The organism is Sphingomonas faeni (genome assembly GCF_040407495.1).
GTDB classification, from domain to species: Bacteria; Pseudomonadota; Alphaproteobacteria; order Sphingomonadales; family Sphingomonadaceae; genus Sphingomonas; species Sphingomonas faeni_D.
In genome coordinates this window covers 257,976-272,915 of sequence record NZ_JAPZPP010000003.1, presented here as the reverse complement: position 1 = coordinate 272,915, position 14,940 = coordinate 257,976, and the positions used below count along the sequence as shown (strand labels likewise).

Here is a 14,940-nt window from a genome sequence, read left to right as displayed (position 1 = left end):
CCTTCGCAGGCGCGGCTCTAACAACTGGTCATTTGCGTAGCTTGCGGGGGTGATCGCGTCAACCTCTTACAAGCATCCATAATGGATGTTCTATCCGATTGACCACACGCCTCTGCCCGAACAACTTCCCCGCACTTGGCCTGGGGAGGCCGACTCAGAGGGGATACCAATGAAGATCGCTATCGGCGCGCTGGCTTGTGCGCTCACTTTTGCTGCACCTGCCGTTCAGGCTCAGACCGCTCCGGCCGCAGTTGCTGCAACGACGACCGGTACGCTCCGTGCGGGCACATCGGTGCCGCTGAAGATGTCAGAGGTACTGTCGACGAAGGGCAAGAAGCTGAAAGTTGGCCAGCGGTTCCAGCTCGAGACTGCCGAAAACGTCACCGTTGATGGCAACGTGGTCATTCCCGCAGGCAGCCCGGCCGTCGGAGAGATCACCGAGGTCCGGAACAAGGGGATGTGGGGCAAGTCTGGCCGGATCAATGCCCGTGTGCTCTACGTCCGTGCCAACGGCCGGCAGATCCGCATGACTGGTTCGCTGGATGATAAAGGTACCACCGGGACTGCTGGCGTTGTCGGCGCCGTTGCCCTGCTCCCGATCGCTGGGTTCTTTATGACCGGCACCAGTGCCGAGATCCCGCTCGGCGCTCCAGTGCATGCATTCGTTGACGAAGATATCTCGGTTGCTGTCGTCCCCGCTTCCGCACCAATGATCGTTGCGCCTGCCGCGCCCGTCGCAGTGAACGCTGGCGTCGCTGTAAAGAAGTAACCGGTTCACCCTATCGCTGGTCCTTCGGCGATAGGGTGAGTCTTATCGATCATCACAACCGCTCCTTCATCGCGATGATGTCAGCCACGAACTGAACAGTCGTCCGCGCCGCGCTTACCTGATCGTTCCGGCACGATGTGAGATCGGACCCAGCGAAACCGGCAGCCATATCGAAGCGACACACGTTCTCGAACAGGCTCCAGTACTTGGGCGGCACATAGCCCTTGATCCGCTTCAGATCGTCGAGTGCTTCCTGCTCCGCCCATCCGTTGCCCTGGCCCGCGCCGGGGATGCGCGCCAGATCCATGACCAGCGCCTTCCCACCCAGCCGGGACCATAGCGTCTCGCAATGATCAATCGCCGCGACCTGACTATCCGACAGCAGCTTAGCAGCCTTCCAGCGCGCGACCGGCGTGCCACCCCGATTGATCAGCGTGTGCTCGGTCACCACGCGCCCAGCGTCGCGGAGCGGCACGTCGATGATAGCATGCATACCGCGGGCAACCTGTATCGCTGGCGCGCCTATCGCCTCGGCCTTCGATGCTACAGCCTCTGCCATGCGCTGCGCCGGCGACTTCGGCACACGCTTGATCTTTGTACTAGCGTTCGATCCCCGTGGCATTGATCAGCCCTCCCACCCAGTTGTGAATGTCGCAGTGTCCAATCGACTTTCCAGCCAGTCGTCTGCCGATGTGCGGCCGCTCGGAACCAAATCCCCGTAAAGAAGATATAAATAGATCGAAGTTAGGTTCTGCGACTGATGCCTCACCCAGCTCAGCAGGAGCGCTGCACGCCGACCGACCGCCGCTCTCAACGAGTTAGTGACCACCCGATCGACGGCACCCGCGCGGAACGTGCTCGTTACCTCACAATGCTCGGCCAGTGGGCACGAGGGGAGGTGACCCTCAGAAATTCGGACATCGACGACGGTGGAACTAAGGACGGCAGCAGAAAACAGACGACGTTTCGAGGCGGCCGTTTGCAACACTGCGGCAGTGATTACGGCGAGCAAGGTTCTGAGACCGCCTGCAACTCTTTGGTAAGCCGGGGCCTTTAGGTGAACGGCATGACTCCTCGTTTCACGATCACCGCCGACCCGACGCTCAACCTGGTGACAATCGTCATAGGTGGGTTCTTCGCTCAGCCTGCAATCGACGCATTCGAACGAGAAAGAGACGTTGCCCACCGAAAGCTTCGATGCGGTCCGAACCAGCATCTCACGCTGGTCGACATGCGTGAGATGCTGATCCAGTCCCAAGAGGCGATAGCGGGCTTCCAGCGGGTACTGAACAACCACGCCACCAAGTCGAAGCGCATTGCGATCGTCACGAGCCAGACGCTCGCGCGGATGCAAGTCGAGCGGGCCGCAGAACGCCGAGACGTTCAGTACTTCAGTGGCGAGCCCGCAGAGGCGCGGGAGTGGCTCTTGGCAGGCTGACGGATCCGCGCCCGGTACGGCAACTTGAGCGTTGGACGTGCCGGACCAAAGGAGATCTCGATGACCGAGCGCAATACACCCGATCCCGTCGACAACGTCAGCATCAAGTCCGGCAACGCCGATCGAACCGCAGACGGTTTTGGGAAAGGCGAGGGCTACTCGGGCGACGAGTACGATGGCGCCGACCATGCAGCGGAGCGCCATCTGCAGAACCGTGACGGTGCCCACGATGCGGGTGCGGACGAACCTGCCGACGGTCGTGATATCCCGCCAGAAGCTGGCAAGCGTGCCTACATCGACAACAAGACCGGTGAGGTTCACGGCAGCGGTTCGGGTGCTGGCGGCGGCAACCCTGGCGAAGACATCGACCTCGACACGTCGCGGAGCGGCCCCGAGGAATGACCAGGGCGGGGAGCACGCAGTGATCATGCGTGCTCCTCCAGCTTTCGCGGTTCGACGGGCGGGCCGGGTATCGCCATCCGCCGGTAGCGTTCCGCGGTCGACCGGCTAGCCTCTCGAGCTTCGTCCTGAGCCGCAACCTTCGTTCGCAACCTGGCTTCGATCCACGACACCGGCTCAGCTCGGCCGGCAGCGCTGAGCAACGCCGCGTTCGTCGCCTCCTCGCCGTGAGTGTTGAACCACTTGGCGATCAGCGCCCGAGCCGACTTGGCCGACAGCCCCGCTACCCCCAGCAGCGCAACGCCAGCGTCGAACAAAGCCTTTTTCGGATCGATCGACGACGCGGCAGCGTCAGTAGATTTATCTACTGAACTATCTCCTCCCTCCTTCCTCTGGCGGGACTTTTCCCCACCGGTGGGTAACTGGTTCCCCACCGCTTCCCCACTAGCCCCCCTCTTACGAGGCTTCAGTTCCCCACTGACCTTGGTTGAAGGTGGGGTGAGTTCCCCACTGGGCGTAGCTGAAGGGGTGTCGAGTTCCCCACCGTCGCGTGTTGAACGGGCCTCGATGTTCACCCAGTTCCAAACCGCTTCCGTCTGCGGATACGTCGAGTTGGGCTTCTTCGGGCGCTGGTACTGGCAGAAGTTGCGCACGGCGCCGTAGCGCTTCCCACCAGTCTCGTACGACATGATGCAGCGCGCTTCGGCCAGCTCGTCCAGCAGCGCGACGGCATCGACACTGTCCGCTGGCAACAGCCGCATCTTGAGCTTGATCGGCGACCACTCGAACGAGCCCATGTCGTCGCACTCATTCCAGATACCGAGGAACATGAGCCGTGCGAATGGCGACAGCGAGACGTAGGTCTCGTCGGTCCACAGGCCGGGATGGATCGATCGAATACGCGCCATTATGCACCTTCCCTGGAACTGTAGAAATCGCTGCCGCGGACGGCTGAGTTTGCGCCGAAGAACCAACCGAGTGCCTTCCCAGAGGGACCGCTACGTCGCTTGGGGACGAGGAACTCGACCTTGTTGCGCACGGCCTCCATGTCGGTCCGCCACGCCTCGTATTTGGCGCCGAACTGGTCGTCCGGTTCCTGCTTCTTCAGGTATTCTTCCTCGCGGTAGACGAAGAGGATCACGTCGGCGTCCTGCTCGATCTGACCGCTGTCGCGCAGGTCGGACGGCATGGGTCGCTTGTCCGGACGCTTCTCGACGTCGCGGCTGAGCTGCGCCACCGCCATCACGACGAGACCTTCGGACTTGGCGAACTGCTTGAGCCCGACGCTGACTTCGCTGGCATGCTCGTACGGCGACATGCCCTTGCGGCTGTGAGCCATGAGTTGGAGGTAATCGACGACAACCAGCTCGAGCTTCTCACCCTTCGCAGCGAGCCGGCGCTTGTGACTGCGCGCCTGGCGGATCAGCTTCGCCAGCGTCAGGCCAGATGTCTCATTGATCTCGATCGGCAGTTCATCGAACCGCGCCTTCGCTGCGATCATCGCGCTCATCTCATGTGGGCGGACCGTGCCGTCGCGAACGTGCTCGTATGGCACGCCGCCGCGCGTCGAGAAGGTCATGTCGGCGAGCATGCGGCGGGTGAGCTCGTCGGCACTCATCTCGAGCGAGAAGATCAGGACGCCGTGCCCCATGCTGGCCGCGCCGATCGAGTATGACGTGACGAGCGACGTCTTGCCCATGCCGGGGCGACCCCCGACGACGACTAGGTTGGACGGACGCAGAACACCGATCGCGCCGTCCAGCGAGTTGATCGTGCCGCACCGGACGCCGATGATCGGTTTGCCGAAGCTGTCGATGACTGCCTGCGCGTACTCGCCGACCGATCCCTGAGCAGTAACGACCTGTTCCGCCAGTTCGGCGACCGCCTCGTCTGCGTCGGCAACAAGCTCCTCGCGTGTGACCGAGAGGTTGCGGGCCGATGCGACGACGTCCTTCAAGCCTGCGACCATCCGCCGCCGGCTCGACAGCATCGTGATCTGGTCGAAGTACGCCTTGGTTCGCGCCTTTGGGCCTGCGTTGAGATTGGCGGCAGCGAGCACTGAATACGCGCGGGGCCATTCGCCATCTTCGGCAAAGTGCGGCGCCAGCGTCACCACGTCGACCGCGCCGGACGCCGACTGCTCGATCATCTTGCCATAGATGCGGCCGTACAGCGGAACCGAGAAGTCTGCCGGACGGCAGCGATCAGCCACCTCGTCGATCAGTCGGTTGTTCGCGAGCAGATCCCCGAGAAAGCCGATCTCCGCCTCGACGTTGTGCAGCGGGCTGGCGGTCTCGGCCGTCGCGAACTGCTCCTCGAAAGCGCCGCTCATGCCCGGATACCCCGAAGCTGGTCGTTCCAGTCCTTGAAGCCCTCCGCCGGCCACATGATCCGGGTCGAGTAGCCTTGCTCGATCAGTTCTTCCTCGACCTTCTCGACCGCCGCGCGACCGGCTGCATCATTCTGGCCTGCGATCACGATCGAAACGATGCGACGCGGGTATTCGATGTACGGCATCATAGCGGTGCCGAGCGTGACCCAGACCTCGGCGCCGAGTTCCTGGGCGAGGCTCAGGCCGTCCTCTGGGCCCTCGGTCACGATCAGCTCATCGCCCACGCTATCGGCGTCTGAATTAATGCGCAGCGCACCACCCTTGATCCGCCCCAGGCTGCGCTTAGGCTTCTCCATGCGCGCCTTTTGCTTCCCACCATCAGCAAGGAAGATGCGCTGCAGACCGATGAGCCGGTCGTCGCCGTCGACCACCGCGCCGACCAGCGCAGGTAAGTCAGGGCCGCATTGACCTGTCTCATCGTCGTACCAAGCGGGAGTCTTCGCAAACCGGATTGTGTGCGGCGCGGGCATGCTGATCCCGCGGCTGCGCAAATAGACCTCAGCAGGCGTGCCCGGGGCGGGGATTGCTCTATCCCAGACTGACTGCGCGCGATCGATGGCACGTTGCCGGTCGCCTTCGTCCTCCGCCGCCGCTTTTGCACGCTGCGCTGGATCCACGCCGGGCAGGCTAGCAGCACCGAGCCACTTCATAGCGTCGAGGAAGCCGATGTTCTCGGTCTTCATTACGTACTTCACGATGTCGCCGGACTCGTTGCAGCCGAAGCAGTGATACGTGCCCTTGCCGTCGTTCAGCTGCATCGATGGGGTGCGCTCGTCGTGGAAGGCGCAGAGGGCGCGCTTCTCGTTCTTGCCGGCACGCACGACCTTCCGGGTGCGGGCGACCACGTCGCTGATGTTGTACCGCTGCTTGGCCTCGTCGACCGCCTGGCGGAAAGCGGCGTCACGCTCGGCGCGTCCTGTGGAACGGCTCATTGCCCCCTGCCCTTCTCGGCTGCGATCATTTCCAGCCAGATCGCGGTCAGCGCGTGGACCCGACGGATCAGCGTCTCGTGCGGTAATAGTTCGTGCGGCTCCGTCAGGCTGTCCGCCTCGATCGCGATGATTGCCGGCAGCAGGTTGGCGATCGTCAGCGCCGCCGCCTCGTCACCAGTGCAGACCGCACCCGCGTCCGCCCAGCGTCCGCCGACCAGCGCGAGCAACGGATCCGCGAACCGCCCTCCCCACTCATGGCAACCGGCAAGGAACGTCGGCAGGTCGATCGGCGACGCGGTGTTGGCATATGCCGCCGCCCGGTCCTCCGACTTGCCCAGCACGCGCCCCATGTCACCCCAGGTTGCGCCATCGTCGGTCTTGATCGACGTAATGACGGCGTTCTGCGTATCGACCGCGGCTGACGCGGAGAACGTACGACGGCGTCCGTGGATGTACGGTGCGTTCATGCGGCAATTGCCTCTGCATGGTGAAAGACAGGAAAGCACGGCAACGGATCGACCTGACGGTCATCGCGATTGCCAATCTGATCGCAGCGGTGACGGACGCCATGCGCAACGCCGACCTCGGCAACGACGTCGTGCACGGGTTCCTCGACGAGCTGGATCATCTGAACTGGATGACGATCCACGGCACGCCGCATCGGGTGCTTACCGACATCATCGAGGTCGTGCGCGGGACGGTGCCGGTAAATGACTGAGATTGGAAAGATCAGTACGTCAAGACGGTTGATGTTAACCTCGAAATGGGTAGCATCGTCGGTTGCTGTGCTAAAGAGCAGGGGCGAGTCGTGCCTGATAACGCAACCAAATACTTCGCCACATTGGAAGCGGTCGCTGGGACCACTGCATGTGCCGCTGCTGGAGTCGTGGCGCTCACGACCGAACTGGTTAAGGCCGGAATCATTCCTGCCGATGCTGGGCAACGCGTCGCTGATGCTATGGTACGATCCATGGACCGCAACGCTGCGCGCTCTTCTCAGCAAGAAGTTGCCGCCGCAATCGAGACCGGTTTCGCGCCCGTGGCTGTGGCTGCCGAGTAACGCAGCGCGCTCGCATTCAATAGCTGACAGAGCGCTGCCCTCCGAAGGCAGAGGCCGGTGCGTCATGATCTTACGCCAGCGATGAGATCGATAGGCTCAATCACGATACCTTGTTTCCGAGCTAACTCGAGAATCTGTCGTTGCTGACGAGTGGGAATGACTTCGCGCACGCACCACCCTTGAACTGTCGTGTGGCTGCGATGACCCAAGCAGCGAGCAGTTGCCCGGATGCCCCCCATACTGTTGATGAGTTCCTTCGTCGTCATACCCTTGCTGTACGTTCTCGACGTACACCATGTCAACTGGACGTACGCGTCTTGATCGTAGATGGAGCGTTATGGATTTCTGGGAACTACCCACTGACGCTACAGTCGGCAGTCACCTGCTCGCCATCAAGGCGCATACTGGGCGCAGCTTGGCCGAGATTGCCAAGGACGCCGGGTATGCAGGGCGGTCATCTGCCCAGGCGTTCTTTCGTGAAGACTACAATCCTCCGAGTTTGCCGCTAGAGGTTGCAAACCGGCTCATTCCTGCGCTCAGCGGGCACGGCGACCCTACAGTGCAGCCAGAAGATATAATGCGCTTGGTTAACATCCCCTTTGAAGAAGCCGGTTCCCAGAACAGGCAGGGAGTGACAACTACCGACACGGCCCCGGGGAAGGATACTTCACCCACTATTCCGGTGTATTCTCAATCGATATTCAACGGCGAGACGGAATTCAAACGCTGGCCTATGGGCAGCGTGATCTCAGGTCTTGATCTCGACTCACCTATCGACTGGTTTTTCAAGCCACGACCTCTTAGCTTCACTTCGGGATTATATGGGCTCTACGTCGGTCACGACAGCATGGCCCCGAGATACGAGTCCGGCGATGTCATATTGCTTGACCCTCGACGCCCCGCAAAAGCTGGCGAGGACGTTCTTATTTTCCTGAAACATCAGACTACGCGAGGAGGGCTTCGGCCGGTGATCTTAGCGCGCTTGATCGCCAGAGATGTCCAAAAGCTCGACCTCGAGCAGTTCAACCCGAGCGTGAAGTTCGACCTTCGGTTGATGGACGTTGCGAGGATCCACCGGGTATTCAATACCGTGGAATTGCTCTTTCCATAATTTCCCTTGCGCAGTGTACGTTTCAAACGTACACGAACTGTACAGCAGCTTGGCTTAGCGCCGAACATGTTGTCGCAGGCCCGTACAGCACGCTTCGATAGGAAGCCTCTGCCGCACTCCTGCGTCCTCGCAGGAGAACGCACGTGGCAACCCAGCTCAAACATACCGATTTTGCCTACTCGCCGGCGCCGACCCCGCGCCCGAACTTCCACGTCGCCTTCATCGCAGGCGAGGCGACCACTGCGGTTCACGACGCAATGGCAAAGTTGCCGGCGGACACCCGCGACAGCACGCTGGACGGCCTGGTTTGGGACCAGGGAGTCGTACCGACCCTTACTTGGGACGAGGCCGTCAAGGCGTTAACGGTTGCAGTCACGGCGCGCGACGAGTTTCACCGCGACGTTATCATCCCGCATAACGACATGATGGAAGCGATGCGGGCGCGCGGCGAGGACATCGATGCGACCTATTCCGACCACGAGAAGATCGAAGAGCAGTACGACGATCTGGTGTTGGCCGTCGTGGACGCCACATGCAAGCTCGGCATGCTGCCGGCGCACGGCGCTAGCGAGCTCGCCTACAAGATCCGCGCGCTCGTTAGCGATGAGTTCCATCTGAATGAAGGCAAGGTCAACGAGCTAGTTGCGGCACTTGACCGTGATGCGCAGGCGATCCTCGCGAACAAAGCGCCGGACGACATTGAGCCGATCCAGAACATGACCTGCAGCTTGATCGACACGGCACGCGGTGTGCTGTCACCGGCTATGTACGCTGCGTTCCTGTACTGGGGTGAGACCGCTTCGCACGCCTGCTCATTCTATTCGAGCGATGATGATGGAGATGCGCGCTGCGCTGCGGCGGCGAAGGCGCGATCGCTCGTCAGCGACGTTGATGCCGAGAACGTGCACGACCTGCTGTTCATGACGCTTCTCACCTGCATTGAAACCGCCGACGCCCCCTCGTTCGGGCCATTCGATCGAAAGTATGGCGAGTTCGACGTCAACGGCGGCGAACTGTTGAGCGGGCTGAGCAGGGACCTGCGGAAGTTCTCACCCATCCCAGACATGGTGAACGAGCTGAGCGCTCAAGCTTGGAATTTGTCCAAGTCCCGGATGGCGATCTCTACTGAGATCGGCCGGGCTATCACTAGTGCGTTCAGCTTCGCTCGGGGCGAAAACATCGCAGGTGTCAGCCTGGCGGAGCAGGGCGTATGATCGGCCTCGTAGAATCGTGCGGCGACGTCTGCACGCTGTCGGACATCAAGGCCGTCCAGCATCACTACCAGACGCCCAGGCATGCCGAGCACTACCTCTTGCAGCTTCACTCGGGTGGAGAGCCGTTGAAGCTGTTCGCGTTCGACTACGCTGCGTTGGAAGCCAGGCCTGTCCAACTTATGCCGGTGGAGGCTGGGACCCGCCTCATCACGGTGTTCGGTGGACTGACAGAAGACGAGCGGCCCATCGTGGACAAGGCGCCGATCATCGCGTGGGCGCTTTGCATCGACGGCCAAATCCGCCCGGTCACGCCTGCGGGTGTTAGTCGCGGATTCAACCCCGCCAGCTCTGGCAATTGGTACCCGGAATATCTGGAGATGCCCAACGGTGCGATCTATCAGTTTGGGTACGACGCCGAACCCGAGGACTTCGTGAGCGTCGCTGTGGTCATCGAGCGTGAGACTCGCCGCCAGCGCACCTACGAAGCGGAGCGTAAGGCTCGTGCCGCTGCTCGATCCGAGGGGGCAAACTCGTGACGCCGGACCAAGCAACGGCCCTGACCGGCGGACACGGCATGGCCAGCACGCCAACGTTCTTCAAAATCTGGATGCCGTACCTGTACCAGCGCATCGGTGTTGCCGGTCGCAAGCACGCGTATCTGCCGCTCAACCGCGACTACGTGCCGCTCGGGTTCCGCCGACAGGACGGCTTCGTCAATTACGACGAAACAGCGCTGAGGCATGCCGTGTACTTCAGCCGCGATCCTTCGGCCTTGAAGGACGTCTGGTGGAACCAGCGAGACGGAAGCCTCTGGCTGTACGACGACAGCACGCGGAGCCGGCTCGACTATTTCGAACGCCTCGAGCGGCTGATGACTCGCAAGATGGAGATGGTAGCATGACCTGCGCATCATGCCGGTTCTGGGACCGCTACGCTGAGAGCGACATCTCGAAGAAGTTCGGCGACTGCCGGTACAACCCGCCCCGCATCAGCGAGACGCTGCTCGCGCGGATGCTGCCCGGCCTAAGCGTGCCGCTTTCCGAGTACGACGACATCGAGCGGGACATCTACGTCGCCAGCGCCTTCCCAGTCACGCATCAGGAAAGCGAGTGCGGCCGGTGGGACGGGAGGGTTCCGACATGCTGACGAACCGATCGGCCAACTCGTGCGCGACCTGCCGCCACTGGCAGCGCATGGGGCCGAAGCTCGCGAATGCGCAGCGCGATCCTTCGTGTGCCGCCGACGAGGGCACGTGTGAACGCCGCGCGCCCAGCGTCGTCCAGGGCAACTCCCCGTTTCCGGTGTCGATGTTCCCGGTGACCCACGAGAGCCGCGGTTGCGGCGAGTGGGTCGTGCGAGCTGGTGCAGGTGGCGGCCCCGATGACGGCGAGCGGGTCGGCCCAGGCGGCGGGATCGACAACACGGTCGTTCCCTTGCGCCGGGTCGCGTGATGGCGGGCAACGCCTTCGCCGCGCGAGCTGCGCTCTACGTCGCCGATTGGGCGGCTGGGAAGGTCGCAGACGTGATCATTGATCGAACGACGAAGCGCGTCGTCCAGGCCGCCAAGGCGCGAACGATCGATCGCTTTTCTCGCAGGACTTCTTCGCCCGCGCTGCCCGCCGCGAGCAACCGCCGGATTGAGGCTGTCAGAACGAGGTATCAACGATGACGCAGGGAGATACCGGTCACGCCGTTCCGGGAGATCGTTGCGTGAAGGCTCAGCTAGCAGTTCCGTCGGACAAAGTGGCTCCGTGCCTTCCTTACTGGCGAGGCTCGGCTTCGCCTGGTGGACGGGTTGGATCCGTGATCAACGCCAGAAGCGCGTACCCGTCAAATGTATGCGGGCGGATCCGCCGATCGGGTAGCGACACCGAGAAGCCCCGCCTGGCCTCTTTCGGCGTTCCCGCGACCTTCGCGACAACGCGGAACAGAGGGCCTTCGAACAGTATTTCTCTCGCGGCCTCAGCACCGTTTGCTCGATCCGTGATGCGAATTAGCGTCGCCAGTTCATTCCATGGAATGTCCATGACGTTCCCCCCATCAAAGTCAGAGACCTACTCTGTAAGGTTGGAACGTTCACAGAACAATGCTCTTAAGCAAATCCGTTCTATCGCGGTTCTATCTCAGGCTGGGATCCTTCGGAGATCGCGAATTTCGAGCGATGTGATCGGTCGGTCCCGGCCGGCGCATTTGATGATCAGGCGCTCGGCTTCCTCGCCATCATATTTTCCGAATGCTTCAACCATCTGCTCGAGCGACCCGCTTGCGACGTTCTCAGTGTCCTCGATGGCGACACCATCGTTGTCGGAGGCCTCGCGCAGCAGTTCGGCGGGCATGTTCCACATAGTTTTCAACACGATTACTGGCTCCTGCCCCCAGGTCGCCAGTGCAGTTGGCCATCGAACGTCACCGCGTCCAGATCGACACGGGCCCGGATGCGCTCGCCATACCGTCAGGCACGATGAGCTGACTGACGCCGTCCACCAGTGCTTCTCTACGAAGGGCAATGCAGAATGACCGACCGAAGCAAGGATCGCCTGATCCGGATCGCCGAAGTGCGTCACCGCACCGGCCTATCGACCGCCACGATCTATCGGAAGATGGAAGACGGCTCTTTCCCGCAGCGGCGCAAGCTGAGCGTGCACGTGGTCGCGTGGTACGAAGGCGACGTCGACGCTTGGGTTGCTGGCTTCGATCAGACCGCGGCGGCGTAGAAGGCTGATGCCCCTCACGGATCTGCAGGTACGCAAGGCACAGCCGAGCGAGAAAGGGTACAAACTGGCCGATAGCGGCGGGCTCTACCTATACGTCACGCCGGCAGGCGCACGGTCGTGGCGCATGAAGTATCGGTACGCTGAAAAGGAAAAGGTGATCACCTTTGGCACCTACCCGCAGGTGTCGCTCACAGCGGCTCGCGACCAGCGGGATGCAGCCAAACTGATGCTGCGAGACCATCGCGATCCGGCTCTCGAGAAGCGCAAGCGGAAGATGGAAGCATACGCCGCCGCTGGCGCGACTTTCGAGATCACTGCCAAACGATGGCACGCTGACCAGACCACTCGATGGTCGCCGCTTCAAGCGACGAAAGTCCGCCAGGCGTTCGAGCGTGACGTCTATCCGGTTATAGGCCCCCTGCCCCTGATCGAGATCGACGCACCGATGGTGCTCAGGATGCTGCGCAAGGTCGAAGGCCGCGGCGCGATCGATACGGCCAAGCGCATCCGACAGCACGTCTCGGCCGTCTTCGGCTATGCGATTGCGGAGGGCATCTGCGCCGTCGATCCTGCTGCCTCGATCGGACGTGCGCTGAAACCGGTCACGAAGAAGGGCAAGCAGCCGGCGGTAAAAACGATCGAAGCGGCTCGAGGAGTCCTGCTCGTAATGGAGGACACCACCTCCGGACCGCTGACGAAGCTCGCGTCGCGACTCCTCGCGCTCACCGTCGTCCGCCCTGGCGTGGTGCGGGCCGCCAAATGGGTAGAGTTTGAAGGTATCGACTGGACCGATCCCGCGGCGATCGCGCCGGAGGCCATCTGGCGCGTCCCCGCCGAGCGCATGAAGCTCGACATGGAGAGTAAGGACGACGAGGCGTTCGAGCACGTCATACCGTTGCCCCCCCAGGCGGTTGAGGTCCTGCACGCCGTGCGGCGCCTAACAGGCCGATCAGCCTACCTGTTCACGAGCATCCGGTCGTCTCGCCATCCGATGAGTGAGAACACGATCGGCTACATGTACGCCCGCAACGGCTATTCCGGCCGTCACGTCCCGCATGGCTGGCGAGCAACATTCTCGACGATCATGAACGAGCGGGCGATCCGTGAGCGGCGTCCCGACGACCGCGCGATCATCGACGCCATGCTGGCACACAAGCCAAAGGGGATGTCCGGTTCCGAGATGGCCTACAACCGCGCGCTGCACATGGATCGTCGACGTGAGCTCGCTGGGCACTGGGCCGACATGTTGATCGTAAATTTGCGTCCGGCCAATGAGCTGCTCGAGGGACAGGCGCGCTGAGTTCTCAGCCGAGGGCCCGGGTGACAGTCGGTACGGTGACTAACCGTCAGGCCGGTCGGATAGAGCTCTGTTGACGACGTGACGATGTTTGGTGCCGAACGAAGGTTCGCCGCATGATCATCGACACCCTCGATCCACAGTGGCCAGCTACGGAGCGATGTCGGAGCTTGGTGCCTTGGCCTCTACCCGACCCTCCGCATGGAATGCGTACAGATCACGCGCCCTTCGATAGAACGAAAGCGATACCTTTGCGTAAACCAGAACATTGCGGTCGCAGAGTTCGAACATGGGCATGGGGTCATCGACGCCTAGCAACACATTCAGGTGCAAAGCGTCCGCAAGGACGGCGTCTCCGATCTCGGAAGTTGGAAAATTCGCGTCTGGTCCAGCGCGCTTGAGGCTCAAACGGCGAAGAGCGCCGTCCATTCGCCGATAAATCTCGCCAATTTCTCCGGTATCGCCGCCGAATGATTCAACCACGCGGGAGACGTCGTGAAGGGCTTCTGGTGATCCTACGAGATCGATGGTGCCCGGTGAGGCATATGCGATGCGCCGTACCCTCAGCGGGCTCAGTTGATCGACTCGGTTGAAGATCTTGTCGTAGAAACCAACGTAACTTCCGCCGCCCCTGAAGCTTTGGCCGCGGATGGCTGCCTGAACGGCGTCGATTGATCCGCTCGAAAGTTTATTGAGCGCGTCTTTGGTGGACACGATCATGTATGCGTAGAGGTCCGCTGCGCGACCATAAAAGCGCGAGAAGTCGCTAGCATCCCACGCGCCATCAATCGCGAAACTCGCGATTTCGTCGTTAATCGCCGAGCGCTGGTCGGCTGATGCCGTCTGATGCCGAACCCAGAAGCCAGAAGCCGGAATCAGCTCGTTTTCTTCCTCGGGGCTGACGTCATCAGCCCGAGACAAGGCAAGCCGCCCGTTTTCCTCTAGCCTGCCCCAGTCGGCGAAGTACCGCCGTTTGGATCCTGCCGTGAACAAAAACCGTAGGTCGACCTTTTCCGCGAGATAGCGCTTCCAGTTCGCCTCCGGCACTTCTGTGACGAACAGAGGATAGAATTCGGCGTCTGGCTCCCCGACCGAAACGCCTACCGCTGGCAACCCCCGATCCGAGCGGAAGAGCACGACTTGCGGACCGTCAAAGAACACCAGAATTCGATCAAGGGCGGCGGTTTGCGCGAAAGGGCGCATACGAGGCTTAGCCATGCATCACCTCCACCGACTGAACGGCCGCAACCGGGTCGAAGCTCTTGAACATCCAGAGATCAAGGTGCTTTCCGGCACCTGCGATGCTGAGGCCGCTACCCTGGTCGACCTTAACCAGGTATGCGTACTTGAATGACCGGAAACGCGGCAGACGACGCATTGCGTTGAGTTGCTCGCCGCCCGCGTCGTGCAAGAACAACGAACAACTGGCGTAAGAGCAGGTCATCGGTCCGCGGAGCGGTAGACCTCGAGCAGCATGCGAAGCGAAGTGATTTGCGCTTGGGGTCGGCTCCTTAGCTAAGCGAATGACCACTGCCGGCTCTGGCGGTAGCGCGTCGCCCGGCGGGCACCCCTCCGGCAGAGGCTCTAAAAACTCTTGAATGTCCGAATCGCCCA

General features: G+C 61.7%; 23 protein-coding genes. 14 read left to right on the top strand and 9 right to left on the bottom strand.

The genetic code is table 11. The features are described from left to right. Positions 1-169 precede the first annotated feature (169 nt). The gene (locus O6W96_RS11265) at positions 170-769 is read left to right on the top strand and encodes a hypothetical protein (protein ID WP_353469632.1); all 600 of its coding nucleotides are present in this window, start codon (positions 170-172) and stop codon (positions 767-769) included. A gap of 52 nt (positions 770-821) precedes the next feature. Here O6W96_RS11265 and O6W96_RS11260 read toward each other — a convergent pair whose 3' ends face one another. Continuing rightward, positions 822-1,328, bottom strand: a complete 507-nt coding sequence (locus O6W96_RS11260) for a hypothetical protein (RefSeq protein WP_353469630.1) — start codon at positions 1,326-1,328, stop codon at positions 822-824. A 498-nt stretch (positions 1,329-1,826) separates the two neighbouring features. On the opposite strand from O6W96_RS11260, the gene O6W96_RS11255 reads away from it, so the two are divergent. Together O6W96_RS11255 and O6W96_RS11250 are read left to right on the top strand one after the other, a co-directional pair. After that, positions 1,827-2,207, top strand: a complete 381-nt coding sequence (locus tag O6W96_RS11255; RefSeq protein WP_353469629.1) for an STAS/SEC14 domain-containing protein — start codon at positions 1,827-1,829, stop codon at positions 2,205-2,207. A gap of 60 nt (positions 2,208-2,267) precedes the next feature. Beyond that, complete coding sequence (locus O6W96_RS11250) at positions 2,268-2,609, top strand: hypothetical protein (RefSeq protein ID WP_353469628.1); 342 nt, start codon at positions 2,268-2,270, stop codon at positions 2,607-2,609. 23 nt (positions 2,610-2,632) lie between these two features. Here O6W96_RS11250 and O6W96_RS11245 read toward each other — a convergent pair whose 3' ends face one another. From O6W96_RS11245 to O6W96_RS11230, 4 genes are read right to left on the bottom strand one after another with little or no spacing between them, the layout of a single operon-like run. Then, positions 2,633-3,514, bottom strand: a complete 882-nt coding sequence (locus tag O6W96_RS11245; RefSeq protein WP_353469627.1) for a hypothetical protein — start codon at positions 3,512-3,514, stop codon at positions 2,633-2,635. Then, positions 3,514-4,938, bottom strand: coding sequence for a replicative DNA helicase (locus O6W96_RS11240; protein WP_353469626.1), 1,425 nt, complete (start codon positions 4,936-4,938; stop codon positions 3,514-3,516). The genes O6W96_RS11245 and O6W96_RS11240 overlap by 1 nt, the downstream gene beginning before the upstream one ends. After that, a complete protein-coding gene (locus O6W96_RS11235) occupies positions 4,935-5,930 on the bottom strand; it encodes a DUF7146 domain-containing protein (protein ID WP_353469625.1) in 996 nt (331 codons plus the stop codon). The genes O6W96_RS11240 and O6W96_RS11235 overlap by 4 nt, the downstream gene beginning before the upstream one ends. Further along, positions 5,927-6,397 carry a hypothetical protein gene (locus O6W96_RS11230; protein ID WP_353469624.1) on the bottom strand — a complete coding sequence of 157 codons (471 nt, stop codon included), beginning with the start codon at positions 6,395-6,397 and terminating at the stop codon, positions 5,927-5,929. The genes O6W96_RS11235 and O6W96_RS11230 overlap by 4 nt, the downstream gene beginning before the upstream one ends. Before the next feature lie 17 nt (positions 6,398-6,414). On the opposite strand from O6W96_RS11230, the gene O6W96_RS11225 reads away from it, so the two are divergent. Both O6W96_RS11225 and O6W96_RS11220 read left to right on the top strand, forming a co-directional pair. Continuing rightward, complete coding sequence (locus O6W96_RS11225; RefSeq protein ID WP_353469623.1) at positions 6,415-6,648, top strand: hypothetical protein; 234 nt, start codon at positions 6,415-6,417, stop codon at positions 6,646-6,648. A 45-nt stretch (positions 6,649-6,693) separates the two neighbouring features. Further along, positions 6,694-6,990 carry a hypothetical protein gene (locus O6W96_RS11220; RefSeq protein ID WP_353469622.1) on the top strand — a complete coding sequence of 99 codons (297 nt, stop codon included), beginning with the start codon at positions 6,694-6,696 and terminating at the stop codon, positions 6,988-6,990. 62 nt (positions 6,991-7,052) lie between these two features. On the opposite strand, the gene O6W96_RS11215 is transcribed toward O6W96_RS11220, so the two are convergent. Next, positions 7,053-7,256, bottom strand: a complete 204-nt coding sequence (locus O6W96_RS11215) for a carph-isopro domain-containing protein (protein ID WP_353469621.1) — start codon at positions 7,254-7,256, stop codon at positions 7,053-7,055. A 71-nt stretch (positions 7,257-7,327) separates the two neighbouring features. Between O6W96_RS11215 and O6W96_RS11210 the strand changes: the two genes are divergently transcribed. The 7 genes from O6W96_RS11210 (at position 7,328) to O6W96_RS11180 (ending at position 10,984) form a co-directional block, all read left to right on the top strand. Next, complete coding sequence (locus tag O6W96_RS11210; RefSeq protein ID WP_353469620.1) at positions 7,328-8,101, top strand: S24 family peptidase; 774 nt, start codon at positions 7,328-7,330, stop codon at positions 8,099-8,101. A gap of 143 nt (positions 8,102-8,244) precedes the next feature. Then, entirely contained in the window at positions 8,245-9,315 is a 1,071-nt protein-coding gene (locus O6W96_RS11205) for a hypothetical protein (protein ID WP_353469619.1), read from the top strand. Next, complete coding sequence (locus O6W96_RS11200) at positions 9,312-9,851, top strand: hypothetical protein (RefSeq protein WP_353469618.1); 540 nt, start codon at positions 9,312-9,314, stop codon at positions 9,849-9,851. Before O6W96_RS11205 ends, O6W96_RS11200 begins: the two co-directional genes overlap by 4 nt. A 38-nt stretch (positions 9,852-9,889) precedes the next feature. Next, a complete protein-coding gene (locus O6W96_RS11195) occupies positions 9,890-10,216 on the top strand; it encodes a hypothetical protein (protein ID WP_353469617.1) in 327 nt (108 codons plus the stop codon). Further along, positions 10,213-10,461, top strand: coding sequence for a hypothetical protein (locus tag O6W96_RS11190; protein ID WP_353469616.1), 249 nt, complete (start codon positions 10,213-10,215; stop codon positions 10,459-10,461). The genes O6W96_RS11195 and O6W96_RS11190 overlap by 4 nt, the downstream gene beginning before the upstream one ends. Next, complete coding sequence (locus O6W96_RS11185) at positions 10,455-10,766, top strand: hypothetical protein (protein ID WP_353469615.1); 312 nt, start codon at positions 10,455-10,457, stop codon at positions 10,764-10,766. The genes O6W96_RS11190 and O6W96_RS11185 overlap by 7 nt, the downstream gene beginning before the upstream one ends. Then, positions 10,766-10,984, top strand: coding sequence for a hypothetical protein (locus tag O6W96_RS11180; RefSeq protein WP_353469614.1), 219 nt, complete (start codon positions 10,766-10,768; stop codon positions 10,982-10,984). Before O6W96_RS11185 ends, O6W96_RS11180 begins: the two co-directional genes overlap by 1 nt. 454 nt (positions 10,985-11,438) lie before the next feature. Here the strand turns inward: O6W96_RS11180 and O6W96_RS11175 are convergent, their stop codons facing one another. After that, positions 11,439-11,651 carry a hypothetical protein gene (locus O6W96_RS11175; protein WP_353469613.1) on the bottom strand — a complete coding sequence of 71 codons (213 nt, stop codon included), beginning with the start codon at positions 11,649-11,651 and terminating at the stop codon, positions 11,439-11,441. A gap of 177 nt (positions 11,652-11,828) precedes the next feature. Between O6W96_RS11175 and O6W96_RS11170 the strand changes: the two genes are divergently transcribed. Further along, a complete protein-coding gene (locus O6W96_RS11170; RefSeq protein ID WP_353469612.1) occupies positions 11,829-12,029 on the top strand; it encodes a helix-turn-helix transcriptional regulator in 201 nt (66 codons plus the stop codon). A 7-nt stretch (positions 12,030-12,036) separates the two neighbouring features. Beyond that, positions 12,037-13,329 carry a tyrosine-type recombinase/integrase gene (locus tag O6W96_RS11165; RefSeq protein ID WP_353469971.1) on the top strand — a complete coding sequence of 431 codons (1,293 nt, stop codon included), beginning with the start codon at positions 12,037-12,039 and terminating at the stop codon, positions 13,327-13,329. A 147-nt stretch (positions 13,330-13,476) separates the two neighbouring features. On the opposite strand, the gene O6W96_RS11160 is transcribed toward O6W96_RS11165, so the two are convergent. Together O6W96_RS11160 and O6W96_RS11155 are read right to left on the bottom strand one after the other, a co-directional pair. Beyond that, positions 13,477-14,544 (bottom strand): hypothetical protein, encoded by a 1,068-nt coding sequence (locus tag O6W96_RS11160; RefSeq protein WP_353469611.1) that lies wholly within the window; start codon positions 14,542-14,544, stop codon positions 13,477-13,479. Next, entirely contained in the window at positions 14,537-14,743 is a 207-nt protein-coding gene (locus O6W96_RS11155; protein WP_353469610.1) for a hypothetical protein, read from the bottom strand. Before O6W96_RS11155 ends, O6W96_RS11160 begins: the two co-directional genes overlap by 8 nt. Positions 14,744-14,940 lie beyond the last annotated feature (197 nt).